General features: G+C 67.2%; 17 protein-coding genes. 6 read left to right on the top strand and 11 right to left on the bottom strand.

Features of this window, described 5'->3' with window-relative positions; all coding sequences use genetic code 11:
- Positions 1–26: 26 nt before the first annotated feature.
- Together uvrC and H6G16_RS06660 are read right to left on the bottom strand one after the other, a co-directional pair.
- Positions 27–2,039 (bottom strand): excinuclease ABC subunit UvrC, encoded by a 2,013-nt coding sequence (gene uvrC / locus H6G16_RS06665; protein ID WP_190389504.1) that lies wholly within the window; start codon positions 2,037–2,039, stop codon positions 27–29.
- Positions 1,990–2,484 carry a flavin reductase family protein gene (locus H6G16_RS06660; RefSeq protein ID WP_190389503.1) on the bottom strand — a complete coding sequence of 165 codons (495 nt, stop codon included), beginning with the start codon at positions 2,482–2,484 and terminating at the stop codon, positions 1,990–1,992. The genes uvrC and H6G16_RS06660 overlap by 50 nt, the downstream gene beginning before the upstream one ends.
- A 75-nt stretch (positions 2,485–2,559) precedes the next feature.
- Here H6G16_RS06660 and coaD point away from each other — a divergent pair, with 75 nt between their 5' ends.
- Positions 2,560–3,045 (top strand): pantetheine-phosphate adenylyltransferase, encoded by a 486-nt coding sequence (coaD, locus tag H6G16_RS06655; RefSeq protein ID WP_190389502.1) that lies wholly within the window; start codon positions 2,560–2,562, stop codon positions 3,043–3,045.
- An 8-nt stretch (positions 3,046–3,053) separates the two neighbouring features.
- On the top strand, positions 3,054–3,923 hold the full coding sequence (locus H6G16_RS06650) for a hypothetical protein (RefSeq protein WP_190389501.1): 870 nt from the start codon (positions 3,054–3,056) through the stop codon (positions 3,921–3,923).
- Here the strand turns inward: H6G16_RS06650 and dacB are convergent.
- From dacB to dapF, 5 genes are all read right to left on the bottom strand, one after another.
- Positions 3,920–5,230, bottom strand: coding sequence for a D-alanyl-D-alanine carboxypeptidase/D-alanyl-D-alanine-endopeptidase (dacB, locus tag H6G16_RS06645; RefSeq protein WP_347238818.1), 1,311 nt, complete (start codon positions 5,228–5,230; stop codon positions 3,920–3,922). The two genes, H6G16_RS06650 and dacB, sit on opposite strands and share 4 nt — an antisense overlap.
- A 1-nt stretch (position 5,231) precedes the next feature.
- Positions 5,232–5,771 (bottom strand): DUF4330 domain-containing protein, encoded by a 540-nt coding sequence (locus tag H6G16_RS06640; protein ID WP_190389500.1) that lies wholly within the window; start codon positions 5,769–5,771, stop codon positions 5,232–5,234.
- 66 nt (positions 5,772–5,837) lie between these two features.
- Positions 5,838–6,530 (bottom strand): DUF1995 family protein, encoded by a 693-nt coding sequence (locus tag H6G16_RS06635; protein ID WP_190389499.1) that lies wholly within the window; start codon positions 6,528–6,530, stop codon positions 5,838–5,840.
- 25 nt (positions 6,531–6,555) lie between these two features.
- A complete protein-coding gene (locus H6G16_RS06630; RefSeq protein WP_190389498.1) occupies positions 6,556–7,725 on the bottom strand; it encodes an aminotransferase class V-fold PLP-dependent enzyme in 1,170 nt (389 codons plus the stop codon).
- Complete coding sequence (gene dapF, locus H6G16_RS06625) at positions 7,725–8,837, bottom strand: diaminopimelate epimerase (protein ID WP_190389760.1); 1,113 nt, start codon at positions 8,835–8,837, stop codon at positions 7,725–7,727. The genes H6G16_RS06630 and dapF overlap by 1 nt, the downstream gene beginning before the upstream one ends.
- Before the next feature lie 32 nt (positions 8,838–8,869).
- Here dapF and H6G16_RS06620 point away from each other — a divergent pair, with 32 nt between their 5' ends.
- Both H6G16_RS06620 and leuS read left to right on the top strand, forming a co-directional pair.
- Positions 8,870–9,109, top strand: coding sequence for a hypothetical protein (locus H6G16_RS06620; protein ID WP_190389497.1), 240 nt, complete (start codon positions 8,870–8,872; stop codon positions 9,107–9,109).
- Positions 9,110–9,129: 20 nt separating this feature from the next.
- Positions 9,130–11,787, top strand: coding sequence for a leucine--tRNA ligase (gene leuS, locus H6G16_RS06615; protein WP_190389759.1), 2,658 nt, complete (start codon positions 9,130–9,132; stop codon positions 11,785–11,787).
- A gap of 16 nt (positions 11,788–11,803) precedes the next feature.
- On the opposite strand, the gene H6G16_RS06610 is transcribed toward leuS, so the two are convergent.
- Entirely contained in the window at positions 11,804–12,910 is a 1,107-nt protein-coding gene (locus H6G16_RS06610; protein WP_242036234.1) for a DUF4912 domain-containing protein, read from the bottom strand.
- 304 nt (positions 12,911–13,214) lie between these two features.
- Between H6G16_RS06610 and H6G16_RS06605 the strand changes: the two genes are divergently transcribed.
- Positions 13,215–13,370 (top strand): hypothetical protein, encoded by a 156-nt coding sequence (locus tag H6G16_RS06605; RefSeq protein WP_190389496.1) that lies wholly within the window; start codon positions 13,215–13,217, stop codon positions 13,368–13,370.
- Between the two features lie 99 nt (positions 13,371–13,469).
- Entirely contained in the window at positions 13,470–14,330 is an 861-nt protein-coding gene (locus H6G16_RS06600) for a lytic transglycosylase domain-containing protein (RefSeq protein WP_242036276.1), read from the top strand.
- 6 nt (positions 14,331–14,336) lie between these two features.
- Here the strand turns inward: H6G16_RS06600 and H6G16_RS06595 are convergent, their stop codons facing one another.
- From H6G16_RS06595 to H6G16_RS06585, 3 genes are all read right to left on the bottom strand, one after another.
- Positions 14,337–14,555 (bottom strand): acetyltransferase, encoded by a 219-nt coding sequence (locus H6G16_RS06595; RefSeq protein ID WP_190389495.1) that lies wholly within the window; start codon positions 14,553–14,555, stop codon positions 14,337–14,339.
- A gap of 107 nt (positions 14,556–14,662) precedes the next feature.
- Complete coding sequence (locus H6G16_RS06590; protein WP_190389494.1) at positions 14,663–14,884, bottom strand: hypothetical protein; 222 nt, start codon at positions 14,882–14,884, stop codon at positions 14,663–14,665.
- Between the two features lie 70 nt (positions 14,885–14,954).
- Entirely contained in the window at positions 14,955–15,143 is a 189-nt protein-coding gene (locus tag H6G16_RS06585; protein ID WP_190389493.1) for a hypothetical protein, read from the bottom strand.
- Between the last annotated feature and the right edge of the window lie 13 nt (positions 15,144–15,156).

The raw sequence follows: 15,156 nt of genomic DNA, 5'->3' as shown, positions 1-15,156 counted from the left end.
GAGGAGAACGGAGCAAGCCAGGCGCCTCAACTGGCCAACTCCTCACCCTCGCGCTCATCACTGGGATGAAAGTAGTCCCACACCTGGCGTGCCAGGGCCGCACCAACCCCCGGGGCCGCTGCGATCTGCTCCGGGGTCGCCAGCTGGATGGCATCGATGGAGCGGAAGTGGGCCAGCAGCTCCTTGACCCGCTTGGGGCCCAGGCCAGGGATGTCGGAGAGGCGCGAGCGCTTCATGCGCTCGCCCCGTTGTTGACGGTGGAAGCTCACGGCAAACCGGTGGGCCTCGTCCCGCAAACGCCGCAACAGCTGAACGCCCAACTGGTCGGGCTCGCTCTCGAGGGGGTGCTTGACCCCCGGAACAAACACGTCCTCACGCTGCTTGGCCAGGGAACAGACCACCAACTCCTCATGCAGGTTGAGTTCCCGCAGGGCTTCCATCACCGCCGAGAGCTGCCCCTTGCCGCCATCGATCATCACCACGTCGGGCCAGTCGTTGAGTCCAGCGGTGTGCAGCGCGGTGTCTGCGGCCCGACGCAGGGCCTGAAGGTCCGCCCCCTCCGCCTTGGCCTGGGCCCAGCGCCGGAAGCGGCGGCGCATGATCTCGGCCATGGCCATGAAGTCGTCGGAATGGCCGGCGCGGATCGAACTGCTCTGGATCTTGTATTTGCGGTAGTGCTGCTTGGCGGGCAGGCCATCGAGGAACACCACCTGGGAGGCCACCGCATCGCTGCCCTGGATGTGGCTGATGTCGAAGCCCTCGATGCGACGCGGCGGGGAGGGAAGCTCCAGCAGTTGGGCCAGGTCTTCCGTGGCCAGCAGTTGCTGCTCAGCGCCGCGTTGGGCCCGTTGCAATTCATAGGTGGCGTTGCGCTCCAGAAGCTCGATCAGGTCGGCCTTTTGCTGGCGCTGGGGCACGGCCAGCCTCACCTTGCGACCCCGCCGCTCGGCCAGCCATTCCTCGATCAGGTCCTGCTGGGGCAGCGGGTGCTGCAGCAACAGCTCGGGCGGGATCTCCACGGGCTCCACCTGGCTGTAGTGCTCCTCCACCACCCGCTGCAGGATCCGACCGGGCTCGAGGGGCTGGCCATCGGCGCCCACGGCATCGGCCGTGAAGCCCAGCCGGCCCACGAGCTTGCCCGCCCGCATCTGGAACAACTGCACCGCCGCCAGGCGCGCATCCGCCGCGAGGGCGACCACATCGCGACTCACGGAACTGTCGCCGATGCTCATCTTCTGATCCGCAGTCAGGGTGTCGATGCCCTGGAGCTGGTCCCGCACACGCGCGGCGCTCTCAAAATCAAGGCGTTCGGCATAGCGCTCCATCTGCTCCTGCAGCAGCTCCAGCAACTCCTCGTTGCGGCCCTGGAACACCATCGCCACCTGACGCAGGGTGCGGTGGTAAGCCTCGGAGCTGATCTTTTCCTGGCAAACGCCCGGGCAGCGGCCGATGTCGAAATTGAGGCAGGTACGGTCGCGGTAGAGGGGCTGGGGCCGCTGCCGCAGGGGAAACACCCGCTTCACCAGGGTGAGGGTTCGGCGCAGCAGACCCACATCCACGTAGGGCCCATAAAAACGGTCTAACGGGGAGCGGAAGCGGCGCCGCCGGGTGATGAAGATGCGCGGATAGGCCTCGCTCCAGGTGATGCAGAGGTAGGGGTATTTCTTGTCGTCCTTCAGCAACACGTTGAAATGCGGCTGGTTCTGCTTGATCAGGTTGGATTCGAGGGCCAGCGCCTCCGCTTCGCTGTCGGTAACGATGAACTCGATCTCGCACACCTGGCGCACCATCAACGAGATGCGCGGGCTGTGGCCGTGGCCGCTGCCGCTCTGGAAGTAGCTGCGCACCCGGTTGCGCAGCACCTTGGCCTTGCCGATGTACAGGATGCGGTCGTCGGCGTCGCGCAGCAGATAGCAGCCCGGCTCGGAAGGAACCTCCCTCAGCCGGGCCTTGAGCCGTTCGGGTTGCTGCAGCAGGGGCAGCGCCAATTCAGCCGCCGTACTGCCAGCCGGTGCTCCCCAGCTCCAGAGCTGCACCATCGCGATGCAGGGTGGCGGTCTTCACTTCTCCCACGAACACGGTGTGATCCCCATGGGCCACCTGGCCCACCAGCTCACACTCCACGGAACCGAGAGCGTTGTCGAGGATCGGCAAGCCCAGGTCGCCCAGGCTGAAGGGAGCGGCATCAAAACGGCCACCCACCCCTTTCTGGGGCTTGAAAAACACGGCGGCCAGGTCCTTCTGATCGGCAGCCAACACGTTGAGCGAAAACTTGCCGGTGCGCTGGATCATGCCGTTGCTCGTGCTGTCGGCCCGCACGGCCATCACCACCAGGGGCGGTTCAAAGGATCCCTGGGTGACCCAGCTGGCGGTGAAGCCGTTCACCTCCTCTCCCTCTGCCACGCCACAGATGAACACGCCATGGGGGATCTTGCGCAGCAGGGTTTTCTTGGCTTCGGCGTTGAGGGCGGCGGTCTGGGCCATGACGACAGGAGCGCCCGGGGACGCAGGGAACGGTTCCAACTCTAGAAACGCAACGCTCGCCCATAGGCTGGCCCAATGCGTGCGCTCTACCCCGGCAGCTTCGATCCCCTCACCCTGGGCCATCTCGACCTGATCGAACGCAGCGCCCGGCTGTTCGACAGCGTGATGGTGGCCGTGCTGCAAAACCCCAGCAAACAGCCCGCCTTCGGCCTGGAGCAACGGCTGGAGCAGATCCGTCGGGCCACGGCCCACCTCAGCGGGGTGGAGGTGGGTAGTTTCGACGGGCTGACCGTGGACTTCGCCGCCCGCAGCCAGGCCCAGGTGATCCTGCGTGGCCTGCGGGCCTTGAGCGATTTCGAATTTGAACTGCAGATTGCCCACACCAACCACAGTTTGGCCCCCCACGTGGAGACGCTGTTTCTGGCCACCGCTGTGCACCACAGCTTTCTGAGCAGTTCGGTGGTGAAGGAGGTGGCCCGCTTTGGTGGCGATGTGCGCCACATGGTGCCGGCTGGAGTGGCAGAAGACCTGACCAGGCTTTTTAATCGGACATCCGCTTAGTGCCGTCCATGGCCGAGGCCACCATCACCGTGCTCGACCAACTCGATCAACTCGAGGAGATCGTGCTGGAAGGCAGCCGCATTCCCTTCAGCGGTGGGCGGCTGGTGAACGAGCAGGACGCCATCGAGGTGATGGATGCCCTGCGGGACTCCCTGCCAACCCAACTGAGCCAGGCCGTCGAACTGATCCGCCAACGGGAGGACTTCATCGCCCAGGCCCGCCAGCAGGCCGAGGAGATCGTGGCGGCCGGCAAGCGCGAGCGGGAGCAACTGATCAACAGCGCCGCCATCCGCCAGGAGGCGGAGCGGCAGGTGGCCGAGCTGCGCGATCAGGCGCGCCAGCAGTGTGAGCAGCTGCTGCTGCAGGCCCGCCAGCAGGTGGCCCAGGCCGAACAGGAGCACCAGGCCCGGCTGGCCCAGATGGAGCAGCAGTTTGCGCTGCGACGCCAGCAGCTGGAGCAGGAGAGCGCCGAACGCAACCGCCAGCTTGTGGAGCAGCACGACCGCAACCGCCAACAGGCCATGGCCGAACTGGAGCAGATCCGCCAGGAGGGGGCACGTGTGCAGCGGGACAGCCAGGTCGAAGCCGAGCGGTTGCACAACGATGCCCTGCAGTTTCGCCAGCAGACCCAGCAGCAGTGTGACGCCTTGGTGGCCCGCAGCCGCCAGGAAGCCGCCACCATTCAGGAGGGGGCCAACCGTTACGCCGAGCAGGTGCTCGGTGAATTGGAAGGTCGCCTCAAGGAGATGAGCCAGGTGGTGCTGGGCGGCCGCCGGGAGCTGGTGCGACTGCAGACACCGGAGGGGTCAGACGCCGCAACGGAGCCCCTGAGCCGCCGCCGCCGGGTGGCCAACACCCTCAAGCAGCTGGCCGGCTAGAGGGGGCAGAGCTGGGTGAGCTGTGCCTGGCGCAGCACCCGACCGATGGTGTCGTTCGGCGATCCCGCTCCATTGCTGATCGCACTGACATAGCGGGGCCCATCGGCGGTCATCAGCACCCCACTGATGGAGCGCACCCCACTGATCGTGCCTGTCTTGCCAAAGAACCTGCCCTGCAAGGGCGTGCCGATGTACAGGTTGCGCAGGGTGCCCCGTTGGCCCGCCACCGCCATCGAGGCCAGGTAGTCCCGGCCGTAGGGATGCTGGTCCATGCGCAGCAGGAGGGCCGCCAGGAAGCGACTGGTGAGCCGGTTGGCCCGGTCCAGGCCGCTGCCATCGGCGACGCGCACCCCCTGCATCGGCAGGCCCTGCTCCATCAGCCAGAGGGTCTCCCGTTGGGCCGCCTGGCCCAGATCCCAGCTGCCAGCGGCCTGACGCAGCAACACCTCGGCAGTGAAATTGTGGCTTTCCGTGTTGGCCAGGCTCAGCAGGTTGTGCATCGGTGCCGAGGGTTCCTGATGCAGCAACACCGCATCGCCAGGCATGGGGGCGCGGGCAGACACCAGCGACAACTGGACCTTGGTGCCCTGCTGACCCATGGTTTTGCTCATCAGGTTCTGGAGCCTGGAGGGCGGATTCATCACCGCCTCATGGATGGCGTTGCTGGTGACAGCCAAGCGGGTGATCGGCGCGCCGTAGGCGGTGTAGCGATCATCGGGATGCCATCCCTGCGGCCACCAGGCTTGCCGGGGTTCTTCGGCGATCTGGAGTTTGACCACGCTGGGGACAGTCCCGGTGCTGCCGCCGGATCCCAGGGCCAACTTGGCGAAGCGTTGCAACTGGGGCAGGGCCAGGTCGGGATCCCCCTCACCGGTGAGGCGGAAGCTGCCGTCCGTGAGGCGCCAGAGCTGGGTGTTCAGGCGGTAATCGGGCCCGAGTTGGTCCAGGGCATAGGCCGTGCTCACCAGCTTCTGGTTGGAGGCGGGGATGCGCGGCCGCAGGCCATTGAGGTCGGCCAACAGGCGACCTTGGGGATCGGCAATGCTGATGCTCCACACCGATGCCTCGCCTCCCACCGTGGCCAGGAGGCGCTGCTGCAGGGCCGGACAACTCACCTGGGCCTGCAGGAGGGGCAGGCCTACCGGCGGGGGCAGGGGAGGCAGGGAGGCGAGCGGAGCCGCTGCCAGGGGGGCGAAGGCGGGAACGGCCGGGGTCTGGGGAGCCGGTGCCGCCAGGGACACCAGTGGAGCCAGGCTGGCGGGCAACAGGGCCAGGGCGACGCATCGGCAAGGGGGCAGCGAGGTCACGTCACCGGCCTCCCAGCTGCAGGCCGGTCACGGTGCCGCCAATGCGGTATTGCTCCCCCTCAATCTCTACCGGGGCGCCAATCTTGAGGTTCTGGTTGCCGAAGACCACGCCGCCACCACTCCGCCGGCCCTGGCCCTGGAGCACGAAACGGGCGTCCAGCGTGCCCAGGGTGGTCTGGTTGGGGTCCACAGCCGACACCACGGAGCCATTGGGCTGGACCGCCACAAGTTTGCGCTGCAACGGCACGACCTGCTTCACCGCCACCGAGCCGTGGGGCTGGTTGCGAATCACGATCGCCACCTTGCCTTCCTGTTGGGCCGCCTGAATCAGGGCGGCAGGATCGGCCACCGCCACACCGCGCACGTCCACCAGCACCGTGACGGGGATGAGGGCACCCGTGGCACTGGCGACGGCACCACTGAGCTTGGGACTCCAGATCACCCCAGCGAGGGCGAGTCCGACGGCGGCGGCAGCACCGAGATCCACCACGCTCCAGGCGCGTCCATCGCGGGCGGGAGTGGGGTCGCTCTGGGCAGCCATCGGATAGCTCGGGGATCGGCGAAGTGTACGGAGGTTCGCCCGGTCCCACCAGGGCAGCCCTGGGGACTAGTTGCGCAGCCCCTCGATGAAGGCGTCCATCACCTTGAGATTGCCACCCAATCCCAGACCCGCGCCGCCGGCCAGGGCCAGGGCCTGCTCCTCAGCATCGGGCTTGTGGTCGAACTGACTCACGAAGCGAAACCCATCCGGATCGCGGCGATAGAGCTCCCAGGCTCCGGGGCAAGCCCGCTTCAGGGCGCCATCGCCCGTGGGAATCAGGGCATAGGCGCTCTGCCAGCCCGAGAGAAATCCTTTGCGGCGTTGGCGGGCCACGCTGCCAATGCCCACGGCGGCATCCTCGAGATTGCCGTTCAACAGCACCACAGCCCCGCGATGGAGGGCACAGACCTGCTCAACCTCCTCGTAGTCGGACGGCGAGGGAGCGAGCAGCAGCAGCACCCCTTCGCTGCCACCGTCAGCCTGCTGCAGGCGCATCTGATCCCGCAGGCTGGCGATTTGGGACGCCGCCTCAGGGGCATCCCGCTGGGCCAGGGCCGTGGCCCCAGCATCGGCACACAGCAGACGCAGGCCAGCCACCGTTGGGGCCAGGGCCGCCTGCAGGCGCAGGGCCACCGGCAAGAGGCGCAGTCCCTCAAAACGCAGTTCCACAGACCACAGCCCTTTGGCGCCTGCGGCAAGGGCTGCCTGGATCGCCACCAGGGCTTCGGCCTCGGCGCTGCGCAGGTCGGGGGGAAGCATCAGAGCGGGATCTAACCGGCTGACGCTAACGAGTTGGCCCGACCGGGCCCATGGACGCCAGGTCCAGGTTGCGTCTCAGGGCCGTCGCCAGGACCCTGCAATCCTCAGCGGTATGCCAGGGGCCCAGGCTGATGCGCACGCCGCTGCTGGCTTCGTCTTCAGGGCAACCCATCGCCAACAGCACGGGGCTGGCCGCCGAACCACTGCTGCTGCAGGCCGAGCCGCTGCTGATCGCCAGGCCCTGGCGCGCCATCGCACCCACCAGCCACCGTCCGGAGAGGGGCTGACCCTCCGGCCGAGACACCAACAGGCTGATGTGGTGGGGCAACCGCTGAGGGCCCGGGGGAGGACCAGTGAGCCGAAGGCCCGGAATGGCCAGCAACTGCTCCAGCAGCGGATCGCGCAGTCCGGCCGCTGAGGGGAGCTGCCTGGATAGCTCCAGGGCCTTGGCAAATCCGGCCAGCAGGGCCACCGGCTCGGTCCCGGCCCGGCGGCCCCCCTCCTGCCCCCCGCCCCCGAGCTGGCCCTGGAGGGGCACGCCGGCACGGACCAGCAACAGGCCCACGCCCCGGGGCCCCTGCAGTTTGTGGGCGGCCCCACTGAGCAGGTCCACGGGAAGGTCGCGGAAGCAGACAGGACGGTGCCCCAGCACCTGCACCGCATCGACATGCAGCAGCACGCCAGCGGCACGGCAACGGCTGCCGACGGCCTCAATCGGTTGCAGGCTGCCCACCTCGTTCTGACCCCAGATCAAAGACACCAGCCGGGTGGGTGGGGCGAGCAGGTCGTCGAGGGCGTTGAGATCCAGCAGGCCCTGACGGTCCACCGGGATGGTCTGCACCTGCCATCCCCGTGCCGCCAGGCGAGAGGCGGCCGCCTGGGTGGCCGGATGCTCCACCGCGGAGATCAACAGGCGACCGGGTTGCAGCGGCGCGGCAGCTCCGAGCAGGGCCAGGTGGATGGATTCGGTGCCGCCGGAGGTCACCACCAGCTCGTCGGCGTCACAGCCCAGGAGCCATGCCAGGCTCTGCCGCGATCGCTCCAGATGTTCGGCAGCGGCCAGCCCGGGGCCGTGCAGGCTGGAGGGGTTGGCCCAGCCCGAGGCCTGGACCTCGGCCATCGCGCGGAGCACGGCCTCGCAGGGCGGCGTGGTGGCGCTGGTGTCGAAGTAGGTCGCCAGGCCCGGAGATGCCATCAACCGCCCGGGGGCATGGCTCGCTCGAAACGAGCTCTGGTGCGGTTTTCGAGGGATTCGGTGGCCAGGGCCACCAGGTCGTCCAGGGAGCTGTTGTTCAGCAGCGCCTCCACCCGGGCGCGAGCCTCCGCCGACGGGCAGGCCTCAGGCCGAATGCAGCCGTTGACGCAGACGCTGGCGCAATCCACCGACGGGGCGTTGGCGGATGCCCCATCGGCAGCCGGTGCGGCCTGGGTTGGGGGAACGGACTCGCCCCAGAGCTCGGGCGTCACCACCCCGTCAAACACCGCCAGGGCAGGACCGGTCATGAACAGGTGGTCGCTGGCGGGATCCCAGTCAATCTCGAGGGGACCGCCGGGCAGGTCTACCCGGGCCCGTCGCTCGGCCAATCCGAACCGATGGGCCACCACCAACGTGGCGCAGGCACCCGTGCCGCAGGCCAGGGTGGGGCCGGCGCCCCGCTCCCAGACCCGCATCACCAGGTGGGTCGGGCTCAGGGCCTGCACGAAGTGGACGTTGGTGCGAGCGGGGAAGGCGGGATCGACTTCCAGCGCGGCACCGCAGCGCTCCAGATCAATGGCCGCCACGTCATCCACCGGAATCACCACATGGGGATTGCCCATGCCGGCGGCACCAACCGCAAAGGTGATGCCAGCAACCTCCAGCTGGCCCTGGGGCACACCGGCCTCGCCAACGGCCAGCGTGGTGGGGATGGTGGCGGGCTCCAGAAAGGGCACGCCCATATCCACCCGGATCGTGCCATCGGCCTGGAGCTCCGGCACAATCCGGCCCGCCAGGGTTTCGATCTGCCACTGCCGGCCCGGACCATCGCCATCGCTATCCGCCAGAAAACGGGCCAAACAACGGATGCCGTTGCCGCACATTTCTGGTTCGCTGCCATCGGCATTGAAAATCCGCATCCGCAGCTCTCCGCCCTCCCGGGGGGGCAGGGCCAGGATCACCCCATCTCCCCCCACGCCAAAACGTCGGTCACACAACCGCTGAATGCGCTCCTGGGTCAGGCCCATGCCGTCATCGCCGATGGCTGCACTCCGGCCATCAAGCATGAGGAAATCGTTTCCCAGGCCTTGATATTTGCTGAACTGGAGCACGATGGGGGCGAGCGCAGCCACGTGCAAATCCTATGCAGAGCTTTTTCGAGAAGCGGACGACCGCCCTCGATACGTCCCAGCCGAGCATCCGCCACCTGCAGGACCTGATCCGCCACCGCACCCCGGTGGCCATTCAGGTGAGTGGCGTGGGTGAACTGGAAGGCACCCTCCACTGGCAAGACATCCACTATCTGGCCCTGAGCCAGGACGAAGGACGGCCCCTGACCCTGATCAGTCGCGCGGCGGCGAGCACGATCCGCGCCCTGGGCTGAGCCCGCCCTGCCCTTCTGGGCTGTGGCACGATCACAGCTCTGATCCAGCCCTGGCTGCCGTGAGCGACGCCCCCCGCTACCAACCCCAGGCGATCGAAGCCCGCTGGCAGGAGCGGTGGACGGCCACGGGACAGCACCGCACGCCAGCCAGGCCAGATCGGGACACCGGAGACGCCTACTACGCCCTTTCGATGTTCCCCTATCCCTCGGGGAACCTGCACATGGGCCATGTGCGCAACTACGTGATTACCGACGTCGTCGCCCGCGTCCAGCGCATGCGCGGCAAGCAGGTGCTTCACCCCATGGGCTGGGACGCCTTCGGCTTACCCGCGGAAAATGCGGCAATCGAACGGGGCATTGATCCAGGGGTCTGGACGGATCAGAACATCGCGTCCATGCGTGCTCAACTCCAACGGTTGGGCCTATCGATCGACTGGGACAGGGAGGTAGCCACCTGCCACGCCGATTACTACCGCTGGACCCAATGGCTGTTCCTGCAGTTTCTCGACGCCGGCCTGGCCTATCAGAAGGACGCCACCGTCAACTGGGATCCGATCGATCAGACGGTGCTCGCCAATGAACAGGTGGACAGCGAGGGACGCTCCTGGCGCTCCGGCGCCCTGGTGGAAAAGCGCAAGCTGCGCCAATGGTTCCTGAAGATCACCGCCTACGCCGACCAGCTGCTCGACGACCTGCCGAAGCTGGAGGGCTGGCCGGAGCGGGTGCGCACCATGCAGGCCAACTGGATCGGCCGCAGCACCGGCGCCGAACTCCGTTTCCAGGTGGTGGATGGCGGGGGCTCAGACACGGGCGAGGGCATCACCGTGTTCACCACCCGGCCTGACACGATCTTCGGCGCCAGCTACGTGGTGCTCGCCCCGGAGCATCCGCTGGTGGCCCAGCTCACCACCGCCGAGCAGACCATCCACGTGGAGGCCTTCTGCGATCTGGTGAGCCGTCAGAGCGAGCAGGAGCGCACCGCCGACGACAAGCCCAAACGCGGTGTGCCGATCGGAGCGCACGTTCGCAACCCGGCCAATGGCGAGCTGATCCCCCTGTGGATTGCCGACTACGTGCTGGCCGACTACGGCACGGGTGCCGTGATGGGCGTGCCGGCCCACGACCAACGCGATTTTGTGTTTGCCCGGCAGTACGAATTGCCGGTGCGGCAGGTGGTGATCCCCGAGGGCAGTGATGAGCACGCCTACGAGGGCGGCGCCTGGACCGAAGCCGGTGTGCTGATTCACTCCGGGCGCTTCGATGGCCTGTCCAGCCGTGAGGCCAAGCAGGCGATCACGGCGGCGGCCGAGCAGGAGGGCTGGGGCCAGGCCCGCATCACCTACCGCCTGCGGGACTGGCTGATCTCCCGTCAGCGCTACTGGGGCTGCCCGATCCCGGTGATCCACTGCGAGGACTGCGGCGCTGTGCCGGTGCCCGCCGACCAGCTTCCGGTGGAACTGCCCCAGGAGGCCAGCCTGGTGGGCAAGGGCGGGTCGCCCCTCGCCCAGCTTGAGAGCTGGTGGCGCGTGGACTGCCCCTGCTGCGGTCAGCCAGCCCGGCGGGAGACCGACACCATGGACACCTTCATGTGCTCCAGCTGGTACTACCTGCGTTACAGCGATCCCAAGAACACCGCCCTTCCCTTCAGCCGCGAAGCGGTCGATTCCTGGCTGCCGGTGGATCAATACGTGGGCGGCATCGAGCACGCGATCCTGCATCTGCTCTACTCGCGCTTCTTCACCAAAGTGCTGCGCGACCGCGGCCTGTTGGGCTTCGATGAACCCTTCACCCGCCTGCTCACCCAGGGCATGGTGCAGGGCATCACCTACAAGAACCCCCACTCCGGCAAATACATCGCCCCAGCCGATGTGGCCGACCCCAGCGATCCCCGCGACCCACGAAGTGGCGAGCCGCTGGAAACGTTCTACGAAAAGATGTCGAAGTCGAAGTACAACGGCGTCGACCCGGCGGTGGTGATCGACAAATATGGCGCCGACACCGCCCGCATGTTCATCCTGTTCAAGGCCCCGCCCGAGAAGGATCTGGAGTGGGATGACGCCGATGTGGAGGGCCAATTCCGCTTCCTGCAGCGCCTCTGGCGCCTGGTGGACGGGGCGGTGGCGCGGGGTTTGAGCCTGGCCGAGGATGGGGGCAAGCCGGCGGCCGATGGCCTGAGTGCGGGCGAGCAGGAGCTGCGCCGGGCGGTGCACACCGCCATTGCCGCCATCAGCGAGGACCTCGACGGCGACTACCAGTTCAATACGGCCGTTTCGGAGCTGATGAAACTCAGCAATGCGATGGGCGAGCACCTGGAGGCCGCCAGCACCGAGGTGGCCTGCGAAGCCCTACGTACCCTGTTGATCCTGCTTGCCCCGTTTGCTCCCCATCTGGCCGAGGAACTCTGGCTCAAGCTGGGGGCCAACCCGGATGACCGCATCAGCATCCACCAGCAGCCCTGGCCGTCGGCCGATGCCACGGCCCTGGTGCGCGAAACGATCCCGCTGGTGATCCAGGTGAAGGGCAAGGTCCGGGGCAACCTCGAGGTTCCCGCCGATGCGGACAGGGCCACCTTGGAACGGTTGGCCCTGGCCAGCGAGATCGCCGCCAAATGGCTGGAGGGCAAGGCCCCGAGCCGGGTGATTGTGGTCCCCGGCAAACTCGTCAACCTGGTGCCCTGAACGGGGCCAAGGTCCCTCAGAACCACTCGGCTACGGCTTCCTCCGCGCTGTTGACGTGGGCATCAGGGGTGGTGCGGGCAAATTCGAGGGTGATGTGGCGGCGCTGCTCCCCATCGGCGGCCACGGCCGTGATCGGATACAGCTGTTGTCCGTCGCGGAACGGCACCTGAAGGCGGAACGTGCCGTCCTCCGCCAGGGGCACCACCTCGTCGCCAATGCGCAGGGTGGCTGCTGGATCGGTGGCGCCGTAGACGATCAGCTCCGCATCGGCCACCAGCCAGAAGGAACGCTGGCGGGAGGCGACGCCGCCGGCACCGGATTCATGGCGGCCGCTGGCCCAGACCCCAACGCCTGAAGCATTCAGGCCATGGGAATGGTCGCCGGCAGCGTCCACGTCATGGAAGGCCTCCGAACCCCGACCAAAAGCACGGAAGGTGGACGTGGCAGCCTGGTAAACCCGTTCGTGGATGCCGGGAGCGGCCTGGGGGATGGCCGTCACCGCAGCGGCGGCGGCGGCAGGGGCCTCCAGGGAGAAGGGGACAAACTGGTCGAGGATCTGTTCGCTGGGATGCAGGGCCGGAACCCGGGCAACGGCCGAGAAGGCCAGGGAGTGCCAACCGCCTGCACCGAGGCGATAGCCCAGTTCAACGCGGTAGTCGCGGTCGCTGAGGGGAACGGGGAGGTACCACTCGGTGGCGTGACTGTTAACCACCACTTCCTGCATGGTGTGCTGGTGGGCGGCTCCACCACCCAGACCGGTCACGTCGGCCACCCGGAGCACCAATTGGCTGGCCCCATCAGCCATCGCCTGGCGTCGATCGCTGTCAGACAGCTCCCAGAACACGTAGGCCCACTGGGGATCGCGGGGCAGGAACACCACCGAAGTCTGGGCCGATGGACGGGGGGCCGGGAGCATCTCGGCTTCCAGGGCCCGCAAGTCAGTGGAGCGCTCTGCCGACTCCGAGGTCGGGTCTGATTGGCGATCAATCGCACGGACCAATTGGTCTTTCAGCATGCGGCTGTAGCGGCCGATCCCGAGGTTGCTGGCCAGTTCCCGCAGCTGACGCAGCGTCAGATCATTGGTGTTCCCCTCGTCCGACATCGGAAAACCTGACGTGGTCATGACGGAAGCTTCCCGGTAAAAACTGGAGCAATCCTGTCGTTCTTGGTCCAGGATTTCGGGTTCTGTCAGGGGATCGCCATGACCGGTGGGGATCAACCGCCCCGGGGTCGCCCGATAGACACGAGCAGAGCCCAGTGAGGCCAGCAACGGGCAGGGGAGCCCCACCGGAACGCCCGCTGTCAGCGGGAGCAAACCAAGCTCCCCAGGTCGGGGATCGCTTCCTGGCGTTCTGTGTCAGAGGCGGGGTGGGCCCTCGCCAGAGCCGACATTCGTCCTTAAACCGGTTGAGTTGCAAGGCTGAACCATGCGTTGGCTGGGACTGGTGCTGTGCCTGCTCTGGCTGGGCTGGCGGTTGCAGTCCCTCTGGCAGGGGATCCAACGGTGGGGGCGACGGGATGCCCTCAGCCACGCCTTCCACCTGGAGCTGCAACGCCGGCGGCTGGTGAGCATTGGGCCCTGAGCCGTGGTGATCCGTCAGGGCCAGCGCATCACCAGCCTGCACAGCACAAGCCTCGGCCTGCTGGCAGGGTTGGCCCTGCTGCTCGGCGGAAGCGGCTGCCTGGCCACGGATGCCGGAGCACCTCTTGCCCAGCCGCAGCTCCCCCGGAGTGGCAATGGCCGCCCCTACCCCCTGGTTCCAACCACCGCCACCGCCATCGCCCACCTGCTGGGCGAGGTGGAAACGGCGCTCAGATCGACCGACACCCCTGAACCGCGGCTGCCCCAGCTCGGGCACCAGCAACAGGTGATCTACAGACGGCTCAGCCGCCAGCCTGACCTGGCCCGCCAGGTGCGGGAATCCCTGCCAGATCGGTGGCACAAGGTGTTCGACCGACACCTGGCCGCACGGCGGGCCTTTCAGGCCATGCACCGTGGCAGACCGATCAGTGCGGTGCCTGCCTGGCGGATCATCGCCCCGGAGCCGGCCGAGGTGCTGCTGGGCCACTACCGCAAGGCCGCCGCCGCCACCGGAATCCCCTGGGAAGTGCTTGCCGCGGTGAACCTGGTGGAAACAGGCATGGGCCGGATCGATGGCGTCTCCGTTGCCAACGCCCAGGGACCGATGCAGTTCCTGCCCACGACCTGGGCCGAACCGGGCATCGGCCAGGGCAACATCCGTGATCCCCACGATGCCATCGCCGCTGCAGCCCGGTATCTGGTGCGGCGGGGGGGCCTACGGGACATCCGCCGCGGGCTCTGGGGCTACAACAACAGCTGGCATTACGGCGAAGGGGTGCTGCAGTACGCCCAACTGCTCCGCGAAGACCCCCGGGCCTATCGGGGGCTCTACCACTGGGAGATTCACGTCACCACCAGTGCTGGGGACGTTTGGCTGCCCCAGGGCTATCACCAGACCCAACCCCTAGCCGTCAAAACCTATCTGGAGCGGATGCCGGCCAGTCGCCCAAGCCAACCCTGAACCTCCCTACCCCTGGTCGCCGTAGTGGGGATCACGCCAGCAGCGTGGCAGGGTCTCACCGGAGGGAAACACCAGCTGGCCCTTGTCGACGGGGGCCGGGTCCTGCAGTTCCTCACCGGCGTGCAGACGTCCCAGCACCTGGCCCGCAAATGGATCGAAAAGCTGCTGGAGATTGAGCACCTCAACCAAGCTGTCATCTTCCCCGTTGTGCATCTTCAGGAACATCTGCCCAGACCTCAACGACGCTGAGTTCAGTCTGACGCGCTCAAGGGAAGGAGAGCCACCATCAAGCCAAGATCACAAGAATGTTCGCCACTGCTGTTGAATCCCGTTCAGGCCGCAGCCACCAGCCGCTGCCGCAACAGCTGGATGCGCTCATCAATCAAGCTGCGAGCCTCCTCCAGGCTGGCGGCCGTGCCCATGGGCACCCCACTGCAGTGGTGAATCCGGTAGGCCTCGGCGGCTGCACAACGACGAATCAGCCTCACCGAGCAGCCCCGATGCCGCCATTCCGCCACGGCGGAACCATCTGGGATCACTGGGCTGTCAGTCATGGCGTGCGCTGCCCGAAGGGTGTTGGGCCTCACGCCATCAAACCGAGGCCGCGCCCAACGGCAAGGGCCTTCAGGCTTTCTGGCCCAACCTCCAGAGCTCGTTGACGTGCTCGCCGGTTTCAACCGCCCGCAGACGTTTGACAAGCTCGAACACCTCGGTGGCGGCCAGCTCACCGTTGTCCTGCCATTCCAGGCTGCGGGGCTCGAAGGAGTCGGAACCAATTGCTGCGTTGGGGTGACTGTCCTCCTGGGCTGACATGGTGGAGCTTCGT

The organism is Cyanobium sp. FACHB-13342 (assembly GCF_014697415.1).
Lineage (GTDB): Bacteria > Cyanobacteriota > Cyanobacteriia > PCC-6307 > Cyanobiaceae > Cyanobium_A.
Note: the sequence above shows the minus strand (reverse complement) of the source record. Positions and strands in the feature narration are given on the sequence as shown.

Excerpts from the sequence above, each read along its gene's own strand:
- uvrC (WP_190389504.1), bottom strand. The coding sequence starts at position 2,039 with ATGGTGCAGCTCTGGAGCTGGGGAGCACCGGCTGGCAGTACGGCGGCT.
- H6G16_RS06660 (WP_190389503.1), bottom strand. The coding sequence starts at position 2,484 with ATGGCCCAGACCGCCGCCCTCAACGCCGAAGCCAAGAAAACCCTGCTG.
- coaD (WP_190389502.1), top strand. The coding sequence starts at position 2,560 with ATGCGTGCGCTCTACCCCGGCAGCTTCGATCCCCTCACCCTGGGCCAT.
- H6G16_RS06650 (WP_190389501.1), top strand. The coding sequence starts at position 3,054 with ATGGCCGAGGCCACCATCACCGTGCTCGACCAACTCGATCAACTCGAG.
- H6G16_RS06640 (WP_190389500.1), bottom strand. The coding sequence starts at position 5,771 with ATGGCTGCCCAGAGCGACCCCACTCCCGCCCGCGATGGACGCGCCTGG.
- H6G16_RS06635 (WP_190389499.1), bottom strand. The coding sequence starts at position 6,530 with ATGCTTCCCCCCGACCTGCGCAGCGCCGAGGCCGAAGCCCTGGTGGCG.
- H6G16_RS06630 (WP_190389498.1), bottom strand. The coding sequence starts at position 7,725 with ATGGCATCTCCGGGCCTGGCGACCTACTTCGACACCAGCGCCACCACG.
- H6G16_RS06620 (WP_190389497.1), top strand. The coding sequence starts at position 8,870 with ATGCAGAGCTTTTTCGAGAAGCGGACGACCGCCCTCGATACGTCCCAG.
- H6G16_RS06610 (WP_242036234.1), bottom strand. The coding sequence starts at position 12,910 with ATGACCACGTCAGGTTTTCCGATGTCGGACGAGGGGAACACCAATGAT.
- H6G16_RS06605 (WP_190389496.1), top strand. The coding sequence starts at position 13,215 with ATGCGTTGGCTGGGACTGGTGCTGTGCCTGCTCTGGCTGGGCTGGCGG.
- H6G16_RS06595 (WP_190389495.1), bottom strand. The coding sequence starts at position 14,555 with ATGTTCCTGAAGATGCACAACGGGGAAGATGACAGCTTGGTTGAGGTG.
- H6G16_RS06590 (WP_190389494.1), bottom strand. The coding sequence starts at position 14,884 with ATGACTGACAGCCCAGTGATCCCAGATGGTTCCGCCGTGGCGGAATGG.
- H6G16_RS06585 (WP_190389493.1), bottom strand. The coding sequence starts at position 15,143 with ATGTCAGCCCAGGAGGACAGTCACCCCAACGCAGCAATTGGTTCCGAC.